Raw genomic sequence first — 15965 nt, 5'->3', positions numbered from 1 at the left:
TTTAGTGATGTCAGCCCGCGAGTCGAGGCTGAAATGAAGGGTAGAGCCGGGTTTTCGATTCCGTTGACATCATCATAGGGATAAATTAGAACAAATAAAGAACAAAATTATTGCGGCGATTTCTTTGTGGATGAACGGAACTGGGAAGGCCGCATAAATAGCACCTGACAGCCGCTATGGGTTAAGGTGCGCAGATAGAATTTCAAAGCCGTCGATGGGCGGCAAGCAGGGTGATGTCATGGCCGGTAGTGTGAACAAGGTAATTCTGATTGGAAATCTCGGGGCGGACCCGGAAATCCGCCGCACGCAGGACGGCCGCCCGATCGCCAACCTCAACATTGCTACCTCGGAAACCTGGCGCGACCGCAATTCCGGCGAGCGCAAGGAAAAGACCGAATGGCACCGCGTCGTCATCTTCAATGAAGGCCTCTGCAAGGTTGCCGAGCAGTATTTGAAGAAAGGCGCCAAGGTCTACATCGAAGGTGCGCTGCAAACCCGCAAATGGCAGGATCAGAACGGTCAGGACCGCTACTCCACGGAAGTCGTGCTGCAGGGCTTCAATTCGACCCTGACCATGCTTGATGGCCGTGGCGAAGGCGGCGGTTCCATGGAAGGCGGCAGCCGTGGCGGCCGCGGCGGCGGTGACTTTGGCGGTGGTTACGGCGGCGACTACGGTGGCGACGATTACGGCCAGTCCTCGTCGCAGGGCTCTTCCCGCGGCAGTGGCGGCAACCGTGGTGGCAGCAGCCAGGGCGGCGGTAACTTCTCGCGCGATTTGGATGATGATATCCCGTTCTGATCGATATGCTTGCCAGCTAAACTATCCAATAGCTCACCTTCAGGTGAGCTATTTTACGCACAGCGCGGCCAGACAGAAGGCTCACCTATCGAGCGGATTCGAGCCTTCCGATTGATTGTTTAATTCTTCTAGGATTAATTGGCAGCTCACTATGGTATCCTTGATGTTCTCCTTCGTTAAAATGTGAGTTCTGGATACTTCGTCAGCGAGATAAATAAAAAGAATCTTTTTCTGTAGATTATCTTCTGTAACGATGTTGATGGACGCATATTCAGTGTCTTTTTCATCTACCAAGTACTCCGTCTTTATAAAAGTATATCCATATTTCTTGAAGAATCCACGGATTATGTTTTTGAAAAACATTGCCGATCCTTATTCAATGCACACCGAAACACGATGTTCTGTGTAGCGCGGGTGATAGCGATAAAAGCTTTAACCTGCTTGTAGCGCCGCTTTTGCCCCATCTACGACGAACTGCGCGGCAAGCGCCGCAAGGATAACCCCGAGCAGGCGGGTCAGAATGGCGCGGCCGGTGGCGCCCAGCATTCGGTCGAGCCTGTCGGAAATGGCAAGGGCCGCAAAGACCAGGGCCAGATTGACGGCGATGACGCCGATCAGTTGCGCGCGGTCGAGCGTGGTTTGCAGCGATCCTGCCAAAAGGATTGTCGCCGAGATGGCGCCGGGACCGGCGATCAAGGGCAAGGCGAGGGGGAAAACCGCGATATTGCGGATATGATCCTTGGTAATGGCGACTTCCGTCGTCTTCTCTTTCCTGTCCTGCCGCCGCTCGAACACCATCTCGAAGGCGATCCAGAAGAGCAGTAGCCCGCCGGCAATACGAAAAGCGCCGATGGAGATGCCAAGGACGCCAAGAACACTCGCACCGAAGAGCGCAAAGGCTGCCAGAATGAAGAAGGCGATCAGCGAGCCACGCAGCGCCACTTGCTTGCGCTCTGAACGGTTCATGCCGGCCGTAAGTCCGATGAAAAGCGGTGCGAGCCCCGGCGGATCGACAGTGACAAGCAGAGTCGTGAAGGCATTGATCAGCGTATCCGCGCTCGCCATATAGTCCCCAGAGCTTATTCTGTCGTTGTTAACGGGCATTGTTATGCGAGGAATGGGCTTTCGCAAAGGGCCATGCATCCGCGTCGATGGATTTCGCCATGGAAATGTTCGATTCCATGGCTTAAAGGGGCAAAACCTGTTCAAAAACACCGGCCCAAATTGGCGCTCGCCAGGCCTTTCGGCTATAAATTTCGCAGTGATTCTAAAAGAGATCGTGATCTGTTTTGACTGAGCAAACACCACCCGGCGGCGGGAAGCTCCCGCCAGGCATCGAGCCGATTTCCATCATGGAGGAAATGCAGCGGTCCTATCTCGATTACGCCATGAGCGTGATCGTCAGCCGCGCGCTTCCCGACGTCCGTGATGGTCTGAAGCCCGTTCATCGGCGCATCCTTTATGCGGCGCATCAGAGCGGCTATCACTGGAACCGCAAATATGTGAAGTCGGCCCGTCCCGTCGCTGACGTCATGGGTAGCTACCACCCGCACGGCGACGCCTCGATCTACGACGCCTTGGTCCGCATGGCGCAGGACTGGTCGATGCGGGTGCCGCTCATCGACGGGCAGGGCAATTTCGGCTCGATCGACGGCGATCCGCCGGCGGCGATGCGTTATACGGAATCGCGCCTGACGAAGGTCGCCCACGAACTTCTTGAGGATATCGACAAGGAAACGGTCGATTTCCAGGAAAATTACGATGCGACGACGGAAGAGCCGAAGGTTCTGCCGGCACGCTTCCCGAACCTGCTGGTCAACGGCTCGGGCGGCATCGCCGTCGGCATGGCGACGAACATTCCGCCGCACAACCTCTCCGAAGTCATCAATGGCTGTATCGCGCTGATCGATAATCCGGCAATCGAGCTGCCTGAGATGATGGAGATCATCCCCGGTCCGGATTTCCCGACCGGTGCGAAGATCCTCGGCCGCGCCGGCATCCGCTCCGCCTATGAGACGGGCCGCGGCTCGGTTGTCATGCGCGGTGTCGCGACCATTGAGCCGATGCGCGGCGATCGCGAGCAGATCATCATCACCGAGATTCCCTATCAGGTGAACAAGGCGTCGATGATCGAGAAGATGGCCGAACTCGTGCGCGAGAAGCGCATCGAAGGCATCTCGGATCTGCGCGACGAATCCGACCGCCAGGGTTATCGCGTTGTCGTCGAGCTGAAGCGCGACGCCAATGCCGATGTCATCCTGAACCAGCTTTATCGCTACACGCCGCTGCAGACCTCCTTTGGCTGCAACATGGTGGCGCTGAACGGCGGCAAGCCGGAGCAGATGAACCTGATGGACATGCTGCGCGCTTTCGTGGCGTTCCGTGAGGAAGTCATCAGCCGCCGCACCAAGTATCTGCTGCGCAAGGCGCGCGATCGCGCCCACGTCTTGGTAGGTCTGGCCATTGCCGTCGCTAATATCGACGAAGTCATCCGCGTCATTCGGCAAGCGCCCGATCCGCAATCGGCCCGTGAAGAGCTGATGACGCGCCGCTGGAATGCAGCGGACGTCGAATCGCTTATCCGGCTAATCGATGACCCGCGTCACCGCATTAATGAGGACGGCACCTACAACCTCTCGGAAGAGCAGGCCCGCGCCATTCTCGAGCTGCGTCTGGCACGCCTGACCGCTCTCGGCCGTGACGAGATCGATGAGGAACTCAATCAGATTGGTGCCGAGATCAAGGACTACCTTGATATTCTCTCGTCGCGTGCCCGCATCCAAACCATTGTAAAAGAAGAGCTTGCTGCGGTTCGCGACGAATTTGGGACGCCGCGCCGCACCGAGATCGTCGATGGCGGCCTCGAGATGGACGACGAGGATCTGATCGCCCGCGAGGACATGGTCGTCACCGTGTCCCATCTCGGCTATATCAAGCGCGTGCCGCTGACCACCTATCGTGCGCAGCGGCGTGGCGGCAAGGGCCGCTCCGGAATGACCACCCGCGACGAGGATTTCGTTACCCGGCTATTCGTTCTCAATACACATACGCCGGTTCTGTTCTTCTCGTCCCGCGGTATCGTCTACAAGGAAAAGGTCTGGCGTCTGCCGATCGGCACGCCGACATCGCGCGGCAAGGCACTGATCAACATGCTGCCGCTGGAACCCGGCGAACGCATCACCACGATCATGCCTCTGCCGGAAGATGAGGATAGCTGGGACAATCTCGACGTCATGTTCACGACGACGCGCGGAACCGTGCGCCGCAACAAGCTGTCGGATTTCGTGCAGGTCAATCGCAACGGCAAAATCGCCATGAAGCTCGAGGAAGAGGGTGATGAAATCCTCTCCGTCGAGACCTGCACCGAACACGACGACGTGCTGATGACGACGGCGCTCGGCCAGTGCATCCGCTTCTCGGTTTCGGATGTGCGCGTCTTTGCCGGCCGCAACTCCATCGGCGTTCGCGGCATCAGCCTTGCATCCGGCGATCGCATCATCTCGATGACGATCGTCCGCCACGTGGATGCCGAGCCGTGGGAGCGCGCGGCCTATCTCAAACGCTCCGTCAGCGAGCGCCGCTCCGCAACGGGCGATGACGAGGAGATTGCGCTGGTCGGCGAAGAAGTCACCGAAGAGGGACAGCTCAGCGATGAGCGCTACGAGGAGCTCAAGGCGCTCGAGCAGTTTGTTCTGACCGTTTCGGAGAAGGGTTTCGGCAAGCGTTCGTCTTCCTACGATTTCCGTATCTCCGGCCGCGGCGGCAAGGGTATCCGCGCCACCGACACGTCGAAGACGGGCGAGATTGGCGAGCTTGTTGCTGCCTTCCCGGTCGAGGACGGCGATCAGATCATGCTTGTCTCGGATGGCGGTCAGCTGATCCGCGTGCCCGTCGGCGGCATCCGCATCGCCAGCCGCGCCACCAAGGGCGTCACCATCTTCTCGACCGCCAAGGATGAGAAGGTCGTCTCTGTCGAGCGTATCAGCGAGCCGGAAGGCGATGAGGACGATGCTTCGGCAGCCGAGGATGACGCCGCTGCCGGTGAAGCAGGAGGTGCCGGTAGCGAGGGTGGCAGCGAAGAATAGTCTTCGCTGTGCCTACTCGGAAAGGGTTCGGCAGGACCATCTGGGAGCTGAAGATTTTCAATCGCATGAGCTTGGCAGCTGGCTCATGCGATTGTCATTTGGAGCATGGCCTGCCCGGATCTGGCGGCCATTTCCCAACCCGTTATTCCGGGCGTTCGTAGTTTTGCGAAAAAGGCGGCAGAACCTCGAGGCTCTCCCGATCCAGCTGCCCGAAAACCTCATCATAGCCAAAGCGGAAATGCCAGCCGAGGACCGCGCCCGCAGATTTCGACGCGTAGATGCGATCAATTCTGTCAGGCAGCAACCAGTTTCGCTGTGCAAATTTGGCGGCAAGGCCAGGCGCGCGCAGCTGGATGATGGAGGCGGCGTCCACCGCGAGCGCCTCGCAATCTTCCGGTTTGAACAACGTGCCGGCGGAAACAATATGTCGTTGAAAATCTTTGCCGCCATTCGTCAGCGCCGCGACATGGGCATCCGCGACATCGCGGATATCGACACCGCGATGCAGGCGATGAATAGCCATTACATTGGCTGTTTCTGGAAAACTTCGAGACATGCGTAAAACGCGGACCTGCAAATCCGGGCCAGTCATCCCTTTAAGGATCTGCTCGGCTTCCAGTTTCGTGCGGTGATAGATGCTTTTCGGTTGCGGTACGGTGTCTTCATCGACCCATGTGCAATGACCGGGAGCAACGGCGCGACCATAAAGTGCGGTCGTGCTGGTAAATACCAGTCTCTTAACGCCGGCAGCCAGTGCCGCTTCCGCAAGCTGCCGTGTTCCGTCCACATTGATGCGGCGAAATTCATCGTCGGAAACCGCGCCGACATGAGGGGCATGCAGGGCCGCGCAATGGATGACTGCATCCGCACCCGTCAGCGCCTGGCGCAGCAACGCCGCATCGGCAAAATCTCCGAGGAGATGCGTCGTCGAAAACGGTGAACGATCGATGCCAATCACCCTATGGCTTGGCGCCAGCGCATTAAAGATCGCCCGGCCAAGTCGCCCGGAGCTGCCTGTCAGAACAACGCGCATCTCGATCCCTCGATGAACCGCGATCATCATAGCATGATTGAAGCGGCTGGCGCTCTTTCCCTTGCAAAATCACGATTTTGCGTCTTTGCGGCAGGGCCTGAAGGGAAAGCGCCGGGACCATAATGGTAATAAAAAACCGGACGCTGGCGGGGAAAGCGTCCGGTTCAGGGTCCATCCGAGCATATGGCGGGGAGAGATGCTCGGTACGCGGAGATCAGAGCGTCTTGTGACGCTTATGCAGCCTCTTGCTCTCTTCGCTTTCGCGATGAAGCGCCGAAATGGTGGATGCGACTGACACGACAAACATGATGCTGATGAAAAGTGTAAGCAGCGTCAAAATTGTGAACATGATCGCTCCCTCCTTTGGTGGGACTAGCGTTCAGATCCCTTAGTACTGGCTCGAGGCAACGAAGGGACGAGCCGAAGCAAAGGGACCGTAGATCTTCGACTGGTCGGGTTTCTGATCGTAAAGCGCAACGGTTGCTGCGAGCATTCCCGAAATCATGGCCATCCAAACAACGTTAATGAGGGTGATCTTGTCGGGCATACTCTTCTTCCTTCTTGCCGCAATATGCGATCTGAGTTTCGGTCTGTTAACGCGGCGTTTCCCAAATGGTTCCGCCGATATTGAGAGCTATCTAGCAATGCGCGTCTGAAGCGACCTTGAATGCCTTGTTCATCTGGCGTTCAGATTCGCGATGCGTCCTGCGCATAGCAGTGGCGATTTCTTGGGCAAAATCGATGTCCTTGCCGCTTTCCGAGGCGGAATCCCATTCGATCTCATAATTATCGGCGAAAAGATGAACGAGGTATTCGACGAAAAATGAACCGATGATGGCGCCTGCGATGATGAAGACGAGCATGGCATGATGTCCCTGAAATCGAGATTGGCGAGCCATTGAAGCAGGCCCGTTTCGATGTTGATGTCAGTAAAGCATTGTCGAGCTGAAACGGGCTTGAACGGCGCGTTCATCTGCAGTTCAGAGGCGGCCGCTGGGTTGCAAATCACTTGCGATACGGCCTCATCCATGACAAAAGGCGTCGAAACAACGAGCCGGCTTGGTAATGACGACAGCCTTCTATCCTGGGTCCTTCGACCCGATGACCAACGGACATCTGGATGTCCTCGTGCAGGCGTTGAACGTCGCCGCCAAGGTGATCGTCGCGATTGGCATTCACCCCGGCAAGAAGCCGCTTTTCTCCTTCGAGGAGCGGGCGGAGCTCATCCGCAGATCGCTCGGTGAGGCTCTGTCGCAAAAGGCGGGCGATATTTCCGTCGTCGCTTTCGACAATCTGGTCGTCGATGCCGCCCGCGCCCATGGCGCGACCTTGCTGGTGCGTGGCCTGCGCGATGGCACCGATCTCGATTATGAAATGCAGATGGCTGGCATGAACAGGCAGATGGCGCCGGATATCCAGACGCTGTTTCTGCCAGCCGGTACGGCCTCTCGGCCTATAACCGCCACATTGGTGCGGCAGATCGCATCCATGGGTGGCGATGTCAGCGCCTTCGTGCCGTCAGCGGTTCTGGAAGCGCTGAACGGCAAACTCAAAAATAAGGCCAGCGGCAACAGCTGAGCCGAAATACAATCCCGAACGGAGCATCCATGAAACTCTTTCATATTGCATTGGCAGGATTCCTGAGCCTTGCCGCCTTCGCAGGCAGCGCGTTCTCGGCCGCAGCCGCAGATCTTTTGACCATCCAGCTCAAGGACGGCCCGGTGGTCATCCAGTTGATGCCGGAAGTTGCTCCGAAGCATGTCGCGCAGATCGAAGCGCTGGCGAAGAAGGGTGCCTACGACAACGTCGTATTCCATCGCGTCATCGATGGCTTCATGGCCCAGACGGGCGACGTGCAGTATGGCAATGCCTCCAAGGGGTATGATCCGAACAAGGCCGGCACCGGCGGTTCCGATCTGCCGAACCTTCCGGCAGAATTCTCCAAGGTTCCGTTCACGCGCGGCACCGTCGGCATGGCGCGCGCCCAGGACCCGAATTCTGCCAATTCGCAGTTCTTCATCATGTTCGCCAATGGCGATTTCCTGAACGGCCAGTACACGGTCGTCGGCAAAGTCATCTCGGGCATGGAGCTCGTCGACAAGATCAAGCGCGGCGAAGGCCAGAACGGCGAAGTGAGCAACCCCGACAAGATGATCAAGGTTACTGTCACCAAGAAGTGATTTCACGGGCGTGATTCCAAAAGGCGCGGCGCGGCTTTTGGACGAGATCGCGCCAAGGCAAGCTGCATGATCCAGTTATGATCATGCGCAAACAGAGAGAACAAGGAAACGAACATGGCTGAGATCAAGGATCCAGAAAACACCCTCATCCTGGAAACCACCAAGGGCCAGGTTGTCATTCAGCTTCTGCCGCAGGTTGCTCCCGAGCATGTCGCCCGCATCAAGGAACTTGCGCGCGAAAAGGCGTATGATGGCGTCGTCTTCCATCGTGTCATCGATGGCTTCATGGCCCAGACCGGCGACGTGCAGTTCGGCAAGCAGGGCAGCGAAACCTTCAATCCCGGCCGTGCCGGCATGGGCGGCTCTTCCAAGCCGGATTTGAAGGCCGAGTTCTCCGCGACGTCGCATATTCGCGGCACCTGCTCAATGGCCCGTTCGCAGAACCCGAACTCGGCCAATTCCCAGTTCTTCATCTGCTTCGCGGATGCTCCCTGGCTGAACAAGCAGTACTCCGTCTGGGGTCAGGTCATCTCCGGCATGGAATTCGTCGACCAGATCAAGCGCGGTGAGCCGGTAAAGGATCCGGATTCGATCGTATCCGCGCGGGTTGCCGCCGACGTCTGATCGTGATTATTCCTGAAACCCGCCTCTTGCGCCGCTAGCGTGAGGGGCGGGTTTCGCTTTGCCTGAATGAACTGCCTGGACCAATTGAATGCGTGTTGACCTTTTCGATTTCGATCTGCCGGAGGAGCGTATCGCGCTCAGGCCCGCCGAGCCGCGCGATAGCGCGCGCCTGCTCGTCGTCGATCCAAACGATGGTGCCAACACGCTGAGCGACCATCAGGTGCGGGATTTGCCATCTTTCCTGCGCCCCGGCGATGCCATGGTCTTTAACGATACAAAGGTGATACCGGCGCAGCTGGAAGGCATTCGTCATCGCGAAGGCGCCCCTGGCCAGCAGGTCTCGGCCACCTTGCACATGCGTGCCGCGCCGGATTGCTGGAAGGCCTTTGCCAGGCCCGGAAAGCGCATCAAGATCGGTGACCGCATCCAGTTCGGTCATGGCGAAAATGTCTGCGTTCTGGGCTCGCTCGATGCGACTGTCGAGGAGAAGGGCGAGGGCGGCGAAATTACTCTGCGGTTCGATCTATCCGGCCCAGCGTTGGACGAAGCGATCGCCGCGGTCGGGCATATTCCCCTGCCACCTTATATCGCAGCGAAGCGTCCCGAAGACGAGCGCGATCGCGCCGATTACCAGACGATTTACGCGCGTGAAGAAGGCGCCGTCGCGGCACCTACCGCTGGCCTGCATTTCACGCCATCCCTGTTTGCTGCACTCGATGCCATTGATGTCGAGCGGCATTTCGTGACGCTGCATGTCGGAGCCGGTACCTTCCTGCCCGTCAAAGCCGACGATACCGACGATCACAAGATGCATTTCGAGATCGGCTATGTCGATGCCGCCACTGCCGCAAGGCTCAATGCCGTCAAGGCGAGGGGCGGGCGCATCGTCTGTGTCGGAACCACGTCGCTGCGATTGATCGAAAGTGCCGCCGCAGACGACGGCGCCATCCAGCCCTGGCAGGGTGCTACGGGCATATTCATCACGCCCGGCTATCGCTTCAAAGCCGTCGACATGCTGATGACCAATTTCCACCTGCCGCGCTCGACCTTGTTCATGCTCGTATCGGCCTTTGCCGGCCTCGATACGATGCGCGCGGCCTATACACATGCTATCGAGACGGGCTATCGCTTCTATTCCTACGGCGATGGCAGCCTGCTCCACCGGAAAGACTAGGACGAAATGAGCGAGAGCTTTCAGTTTCAATTGAAGAAGACCGATGGCGGCGCGCGCCTCGGCGAAGTTTCCATGCCGCGCGGCACGATCCGCACGCCGGCATTCATGCCCGTCGGCACGGTCGGCACCGTCAAGGCGATGTATCTCGACCAGGTGCGCGAAAGCGGCGCCGATATCATCCTCGGCAATACCTATCATCTGATGCTGCGCCCGACTGCCGAGCGCGTCGCCCGCCTCGGCGGCTTGCATCAGCTGATCCGCTGGCCACATCCGATCCTCACCGATTCCGGCGGATTCCAGGTGATGTCGCTTTCGGGCCTGCGCAAGCTGGATGAGCAGGGCGTTACCTTCAAGTCGCATGTCGACGGCAGCCTGCATCATATGTCGCCCGAGCGGTCGATCGAGATCCAAGGCCTGCTCGATTCCGATATCCAGATGCAGCTCGACGAATGCGTCGCTCTGCCGGCAACGCCGAAGGAGATCGAGCGTGCCATGGAAATGTCGCTGCGCTGGGCGGAGCGCTGCAAGGTCGCCTTCGGCAACCAGCCCGGCAAAGCGATGTTCGGCATCGTCCAGGGCGGCGATGTGCCGGAGCTTCGCGTCCGGTCGGCTCAGGCGCTGAGCGGCATGGATCTGAAGGGCTATGCGGTCGGTGGCCTTGCCGTCGGCGAGCCGCAGGAAGTCATGCTGCGCATGCTTGAGATCACGCTTCCGGAACTGCCGGTAGATAAACCGCGCTATCTGATGGGTGTCGGCACACCGGACGACATCCTCAAATCCGTCGCTCGCGGCATCGATATGTTCGATTGCGTGATGCCGACCCGCTCGGGCCGTCACGGACTGGCCTTTACCCGTCGCGGCAAGGTCAATATCCGCAATGCCCGCCATGCCGAAGACATGCGCCCGCTCGACGAGCAGTCGAACTGCCCGGCCTCGCGGGATTATTCCCGCGCCTACCTGCACCATCTTGTCCGCGCCAACGAAGCGCTCGGCGGCATGCTGCTCTCCTGGCACAATCTTGCCTACTATCAGGAACTGATGCAGGGCATCCGCCAGTCCATCGCCGAAGGCCGCTTTGCCGATTTCATGGCTGAAACGATGGAGAACTGGGCGAGGGGCGATCTCGAACCGGCGTGATCCAGCTACGCTGAGGATACGCTACGCGATCTTGCTCCTCTGGCGATTTCGCGCTAACAGAAGCCTGTCGAAAAAGGCAGGGTTGGTTTCGGTAGGCCCAACCCCTTCCAGCCTGGAAGCACTGCTCCTTGCCATTGGTGATGAGAGCCCGCGACGCGGAACTTGACCATTGTGGTCGAGTGTCCCGCGTTGGCGTGGGCCGGATCGACCGACATGTCTCCGCGGGAAAGCCTTTTGGAGCTGTCATGAGACTGAACCACCTGGATCTGTATGTTCCCGATGTCGCCGCGACGCGGGATTTCTTTATTTCCGTTTTTGGCCTGAGGGAGGTGGAAACGCGAGGCGCAAATGGCCTTGCCATCCTTCGCGATGATGCCGGGCTTGAACTTGTCATCAGTCGGCCTGTCGAGAAGTTCGGCGGCGCCGATGGCGTTTCCGTCGGTTGCAATACCTATCATATCGGCTTCATGCAGCCCTCTCGAGAAGCCGTCGATCTGTTGTTCGAACGGGCGAAATCGAGCGGCTGCGAGATCTGGAAACCACCTTCGGCCATACGTGGCAATTGGTCGTTTTATTGTTTCGCGCCGGGGCGAATCCTCGTCGAGGTCGGCTGGCGCATGGAGCTTGCTCTGTTGGTAAATCATTTATTATCGATTGATTGCTATCCTTAACAAACATCATTTTGAGCCGGCTGGAACGGGCTTGCTTTGGGCAATTTCCGTTTCCGGCCATGTTTCAAAGTGAGCTCGACGACAATAAAGCATTGGGAAAAATAGCGAATCGGAATAAACGGTCCATCCGCCTTTGAAAAACGTCATTGGCTGATTTGATTGCGTGGCTGCTTGGAATTTTGAAAAAATCCGGCTAAAACGCATTCTCTTAATCGATAAGGGCTGTACTACCGAAAATAGGAGGCACTTGCCGTTGAGGGCGCAACGCAAATTCGGGGCATGTCTTTCGGGACTATTGGTTGTCGGCCTAGCCGCTACCAGCTGCACGACGACGCAGAAGACAACAGCTACCCCCAGCAATACCACCAAGCCCATTCGTGGCGCGAAGGTTACCTATAATTACACGATGAAGGACAAGGACTGTCTCGAACGTGCAATGTACTTCGAATCGGAGCGGTCCGACCCGAGTGGTTACATGGCAGTCGGTACGGTCGTGATGAACAGGCTGACCTCCGGGGCCTATCCGCCCACGATCTGCGGCGTAGTTGCCCAGGAAAAGCAGTTCGCGCCAGGCGTGATGACCAGGGAAGTCAAGGATCAGGCAAAGCCAGATCTCGAAGTTGCTGCCTCGAAGATCCTGCGCGGCGAACGGCATCCCCAGGTGAAGGACGCGATGTTCTTTCATACTGAGGGCCTGAGATTCCCGTACGACAATATGCACTACGTCGCTTATGCCGGCGGTAACGCGTTCTATGAGAAGCGTGGTCGCGATGGCGAATTGCAGACGCCTGCGCCGCTTCCGGCTTACGAGGTTGCGATGAATTATGTGCCCACGCAGGGCGCGCCGCAATCTCCGTTTGTGCTGCCGGAAACGCAGCCGGCGTCCACGACGTCTGCCGTTGCGGCATTTACGCCGGTCTCGAACCCGATGGTGACCATGCCGCAGAGCGCCATCGTTATCCCAACTGCAGTTCCGATCCCGACGCCCGCGCCTACGGACATGGCAATTTCAGGACCACTTCCGAACGGCGAGACCACGTACACGAATACGCCTATGCCGGCTTCAACGGTCGTCATCCCGCAGCCACGGCCGGAATTCGACGGCAATACGTCTGCAGGAAATCCGCTTAGAATTCGCGGTTAATAAGATCCGGCCTAAGCCCTATGACAGCGCGTCTCTCCTTTGAGACGCGCTGTTTGCGTTTGGGGGGTGAGCAATATGCCTCAGATACCCTCGCTCGCCGTTTTGGCAAGAATTTGCACGCCGTTGATCTTATAGCTGCCGTCGGGCTGGCGGGTGATTTGATAGATCGCTGTCCAGTCCTTGTCATCGGTGCCGGTGATCAGCACCTCCTGATAGACGACGGCACCGTTGTCGATCGCTCGGCTCTTGCCGAAGGCGTAGTTGCCCGGGTGGTAGACCGGCAGATAGTTCTTCCTCACCATGGCGAAGAAGCTGTCCTTATCCGGGAAGAGCGCCTTGATGCCGGGTGCGGCGAAGGAATAGGCGGTCGCCGCATCATCCTGCAGAAAAGCCTCGATTTGTTGCTCAATGAGGCTCTGTGCCGTTTGCACCGGATCTTCCGCGTAAGCGACCGGCATAAAGGCAAAGCAGCAGAGAAAAACGGCGAAAGAAAAAGCGCGCATGTGCATCCTCAGCCATGTGAGAAGAGCTTAGCGCGCTTTGATCTCAAGCAGAAGCGATTACTGCCAGCGGCGGAAGAGGGCGCTGGCGTTGACGCCGCCAAAGCCGAAACCATTGGAGATCGCATAGTCCATGGCCATCGGTCGCGCGGTGCTACCGACGATGTCGATGCCTTCCGCCGCCGGATCCGGATCCTGTAGATTACGGGTCGGCGGCGCTATCTGGTCTCGCAGAGCCATAATCGTGAAGATCGCTTCCATGCCGCCAGCGGCGCCCAGAAGATGGCCGGTCGCCGCCTTCGTACCGCTGACGGCAACCGCACCGTCACGGCCGAAGACGGTTTTGATGGCTTCCATCTCGCCTCGGTCGCCGACCTGGGTCGATGTCGCATGCGCATTCAGATGCTTGACCTCCGCCGGCGAAATGCGAGCCTGGGAAAGTGCCGCAAGCATGGCCCGGCGCGCACCATCGCCATCTTCCGGCCCTGCCGTCATGTGATAGGCATCGGCGGCAGTGCCATAACCGACAAGCTCGGCCAGCGGCGTGGCGCCACGCGCAAGGGCGTGCTCCAAGGTCTCGATGACAAGCATGCCGGCACCTTCACCCATGACGAAGCCGTCACGCCCGCTGTCGAATGGGCGGGAGGCTTCTTCCGGGCGGTTGCTGAAGCCGGTCGAGAGAGCACGCGCTGCAGCGAAGCCGCCAAGGCTCACTTTGTCGATGCAGGCTTCGGCACCGCCGCAGATGGCGACATCGGCCTCTCCGGAGCGGATCAGCCGCGCGGCATCGCCGATCGCCTGCACGCTGGCCGCACAGGCGGTGACTGGCGCACCGAGCGGCCCCTTGAAGCCATAGCGGATACTCACCTGGCCAGCGGCGAGGTTGACGAGGAAGGAGGGGATGGTGAAGGGTGACAAACGCCGCACGCCTTTCGTTTCCGCCGTGCGAACCGCATCAGCGATGGCGGGAAAGCCACCGACGCCCGATGCAATGATCGTGGCCGTCCGTTCCAGAGCGCCGACGTCAGTCGGTTGCCAGCCGGCCTGCAGGATTGCCTCTTCGGCGGCCGCCATGGCAAATTGGATGAACCGGTCCATCTTTTTCTGGTCTTTGACCGGCACATAGCGGTCGGCGTCGAAGCCGGCTTCGAGGTCCTCCGATATATCGGGAACAACACCACCGATCTTGGCGGTGAGATCACCTACCATTTCCTCAGGCAGCAGCCTGAGGCCGGAACGCCCCTCGACCAGCCGCTTCCAGCTTGCATTGACACCCACGCCCAGGGGAGAAACCAGTCCCATGCCGGTGACGACGATACGATCCATGTCTTGCTCCTATTCTGTCAGGCGTCGAAGCCCAGAAACCATGCTTTCATCTGGGCTATGCGTTCATGAACGGTGTCATCGGCCGCAGGCCCGGGCACAAGCATCGTGTCTTCGGGCTGGAAGGTGCGGCCGGTGACGCGGTCGATGAGAAGCGGGTCGCGATCCTCACCGGTATTGGCGTCGACGAGGCGCATTGCGACTTCTTCGGTAGGCAAGTGCCGATTGCCCCAGGTGAAGAGCGCCATCAGCACGGGGAAGAAATCCCGGCCCTTCTCGGTCAGCACATATTCGTAGCGCGGCGGCCGCTCTTGATAGAGTCGCCGCTCGAACAGACCTTCGTCTGTGAGATGCTTGAGGCGCCGCGTCAGGATGTTCGGTGCAACGCCGAGATTTTTCTGGAATTCGTCGAACCGGCGCAATCCCTGCAGCGCATCACGCAGGATCAGGATGCTCCACCAGTCGCCTACGCTTTCAAGCGCACGGGCGGCGGGGCATTTGAAATTGCTGAAGCTGGTTCTCTGCATGGGCGAGGCAGATAGCATGAGTAACTATCATGATGCAAGTTACTATCGCGAAGCTAGATTTGCTCGAAGCAGGAACTCAATCTGCTGGCGCGCGAAGCTAGATGGGAATGAGCGAAATGCGCCTGGCTGTGGCCAGGCCGCGGGTTTTCAGTACGGAGGTGCCTTACGGGCGCGCTGCTGTTTTGCTGCCTCGGTCCACCAGGTGAGGTCGTCGGCAAAACGGGGAAAAGCTCTTGCCAGCGCATCGCCTCCGCTCCCGGTGGGTCTGCCGTCAGCGTCCAATGCTGCCGATATGTTGGCGACGGCAAGCGTGCTTGAGATGACGACCATTCCCATCTCTGAAAGAGTGCCATGCCAGGCAGGCGCCGCATGTGCGCCGGAGAGGCGGCCGCCGGAGTAGCTGGCAATCGCCGCCGGGCGCCAGAACCATTCTTCCAGATAATGATCGGTCAGGTTCTTCAGGCCGGGCTGCATACCCCAATTGTATTCGCCGGTGACGAAAACGAAGGCATCGGCGGCTCGAATTTTTGCGGCAAGCCTCTCCATTGCCGGAGGAGCAGATCCTTTGGGATATTCCTTATACATTCGATCGAGCATCGGCAGTCCAACCGCCTGCGCATCGATGAGCTCCACGTCGTTTCCACGCTCAATCAGGCCCGCTACGATAAAATTCGCGAGCCGGATGCCGACGCGATCCGAGCGGTAGGAACCGTAGAGAACCAGAATACTGTCGGCCATTATTGATTATGTCCTCACAGTCTTGTGCGG

General features: G+C 58.7%; 18 protein-coding genes. 9 read left to right on the top strand and 9 right to left on the bottom strand.

Features of this window, described 5'->3' with window-relative positions:
* Positions 1-238 precede the first annotated feature (238 nt).
* On the top strand, positions 239-799 hold the full coding sequence (locus tag FBZ99_RS01835; protein WP_113389633.1) for a single-stranded DNA-binding protein: 561 nt from the start codon (positions 239-241) through the stop codon (positions 797-799).
* A 432-nt stretch (positions 800-1231) separates the two neighbouring features.
* Here the strand turns inward: FBZ99_RS01835 and FBZ99_RS01830 are convergent, their stop codons facing one another.
* Entirely contained in the window at positions 1232-1864 is a 633-nt protein-coding gene (locus FBZ99_RS01830) for a MarC family protein (protein WP_113389621.1), read from the bottom strand.
* A gap of 224 nt (positions 1865-2088) precedes the next feature.
* On the opposite strand from FBZ99_RS01830, the gene gyrA reads away from it, so the two are divergent.
* Complete coding sequence (gyrA, locus tag FBZ99_RS01825; protein ID WP_069612165.1) at positions 2089-4884, top strand: DNA gyrase subunit A; 2796 nt, start codon at positions 2089-2091, stop codon at positions 4882-4884.
* Positions 4885-5026: 142 nt separating this feature from the next.
* On the opposite strand, the gene FBZ99_RS01820 is transcribed toward gyrA, so the two are convergent.
* The 4 genes from FBZ99_RS01820 to FBZ99_RS01815 form a co-directional block, all read right to left on the bottom strand.
* Positions 5027-5917, bottom strand: a complete 891-nt coding sequence (locus tag FBZ99_RS01820) for an NAD-dependent epimerase/dehydratase family protein (RefSeq protein ID WP_145631253.1) — start codon at positions 5915-5917, stop codon at positions 5027-5029.
* A 214-nt stretch (positions 5918-6131) separates the two neighbouring features.
* Positions 6132-6266 carry a hypothetical protein gene (locus tag FBZ99_RS33750; RefSeq protein WP_257713997.1) on the bottom strand — a complete coding sequence of 45 codons (135 nt, stop codon included), beginning with the start codon at positions 6264-6266 and terminating at the stop codon, positions 6132-6134.
* A 39-nt stretch (positions 6267-6305) separates the two neighbouring features.
* Positions 6306-6464, bottom strand: coding sequence for a hypothetical protein (locus FBZ99_RS33005; RefSeq protein ID WP_015339886.1), 159 nt, complete (start codon positions 6462-6464; stop codon positions 6306-6308).
* Positions 6465-6555: 91 nt separating this feature from the next.
* The gene (locus FBZ99_RS01815) at positions 6556-6780 is read right to left on the bottom strand and encodes a hypothetical protein (RefSeq protein ID WP_233788709.1); all 225 of its coding nucleotides are present in this window, start codon (positions 6778-6780) and stop codon (positions 6556-6558) included.
* Between the two features lie 202 nt (positions 6781-6982).
* On the opposite strand from FBZ99_RS01815, the gene coaD reads away from it, so the two are divergent.
* From coaD to FBZ99_RS01780, 7 genes are all read left to right on the top strand, one after another.
* Positions 6983-7495 (top strand): pantetheine-phosphate adenylyltransferase, encoded by a 513-nt coding sequence (gene coaD, locus FBZ99_RS01810; protein WP_113352540.1) that lies wholly within the window; start codon positions 6983-6985, stop codon positions 7493-7495.
* Between the two features lie 29 nt (positions 7496-7524).
* Positions 7525-8097 carry a peptidylprolyl isomerase gene (locus FBZ99_RS01805; protein WP_112421537.1) on the top strand — a complete coding sequence of 191 codons (573 nt, stop codon included), beginning with the start codon at positions 7525-7527 and terminating at the stop codon, positions 8095-8097.
* Positions 8098-8211: 114 nt separating this feature from the next.
* A complete protein-coding gene (locus FBZ99_RS01800) occupies positions 8212-8721 on the top strand; it encodes a peptidylprolyl isomerase (RefSeq protein WP_092715425.1) in 510 nt (169 codons plus the stop codon).
* A gap of 88 nt (positions 8722-8809) precedes the next feature.
* Positions 8810-9895 carry a tRNA preQ1(34) S-adenosylmethionine ribosyltransferase-isomerase QueA gene (gene queA / locus FBZ99_RS01795; RefSeq protein WP_113352539.1) on the top strand — a complete coding sequence of 362 codons (1086 nt, stop codon included), beginning with the start codon at positions 8810-8812 and terminating at the stop codon, positions 9893-9895.
* 6 nt (positions 9896-9901) lie between these two features.
* Positions 9902-11032: a tRNA guanosine(34) transglycosylase Tgt gene (gene tgt, locus FBZ99_RS01790; RefSeq protein WP_113352538.1), complete on the top strand. Its 1131-nt coding sequence runs from the start codon at positions 9902-9904 to the stop codon at positions 11030-11032.
* 245 nt (positions 11033-11277) lie between these two features.
* Positions 11278-11703 carry a VOC family protein gene (locus FBZ99_RS01785; RefSeq protein ID WP_113352537.1) on the top strand — a complete coding sequence of 142 codons (426 nt, stop codon included), beginning with the start codon at positions 11278-11280 and terminating at the stop codon, positions 11701-11703.
* 253 nt (positions 11704-11956) lie between these two features.
* Positions 11957-12847 (top strand): cell wall hydrolase, encoded by an 891-nt coding sequence (locus FBZ99_RS01780; protein WP_113352536.1) that lies wholly within the window; start codon positions 11957-11959, stop codon positions 12845-12847.
* An 80-nt stretch (positions 12848-12927) separates the two neighbouring features.
* Here the strand turns inward: FBZ99_RS01780 and FBZ99_RS01775 are convergent, their stop codons facing one another.
* From FBZ99_RS01775 to FBZ99_RS01760, 4 genes are all read right to left on the bottom strand, one after another.
* The gene (locus FBZ99_RS01775) at positions 12928-13350 is read right to left on the bottom strand and encodes a DUF4864 domain-containing protein (RefSeq protein WP_113333784.1); all 423 of its coding nucleotides are present in this window, start codon (positions 13348-13350) and stop codon (positions 12928-12930) included.
* Between the two features lie 57 nt (positions 13351-13407).
* Positions 13408-14673 (bottom strand): beta-ketoacyl-ACP synthase II, encoded by a 1266-nt coding sequence (gene fabF / locus FBZ99_RS01770; RefSeq protein ID WP_113352535.1) that lies wholly within the window; start codon positions 14671-14673, stop codon positions 13408-13410.
* 17 nt (positions 14674-14690) lie between these two features.
* Positions 14691-15197, bottom strand: coding sequence for a winged helix-turn-helix transcriptional regulator (locus tag FBZ99_RS01765; protein WP_113352677.1), 507 nt, complete (start codon positions 15195-15197; stop codon positions 14691-14693).
* A gap of 147 nt (positions 15198-15344) precedes the next feature.
* On the bottom strand, positions 15345-15935 hold the full coding sequence (locus FBZ99_RS01760) for an NADPH-dependent FMN reductase (RefSeq protein ID WP_113352534.1): 591 nt from the start codon (positions 15933-15935) through the stop codon (positions 15345-15347).
* Between the last annotated feature and the right edge of the window lie 30 nt (positions 15936-15965).

The sequence above is a fragment of the Rhizobium sp. ERR 1071 genome (assembly GCF_007828675.1).
GTDB lineage: Bacteria > Pseudomonadota > Alphaproteobacteria > Rhizobiales > Rhizobiaceae > Rhizobium > Rhizobium dioscoreae.
This window is presented reverse-complemented; position numbering and strand designations above follow the sequence as displayed.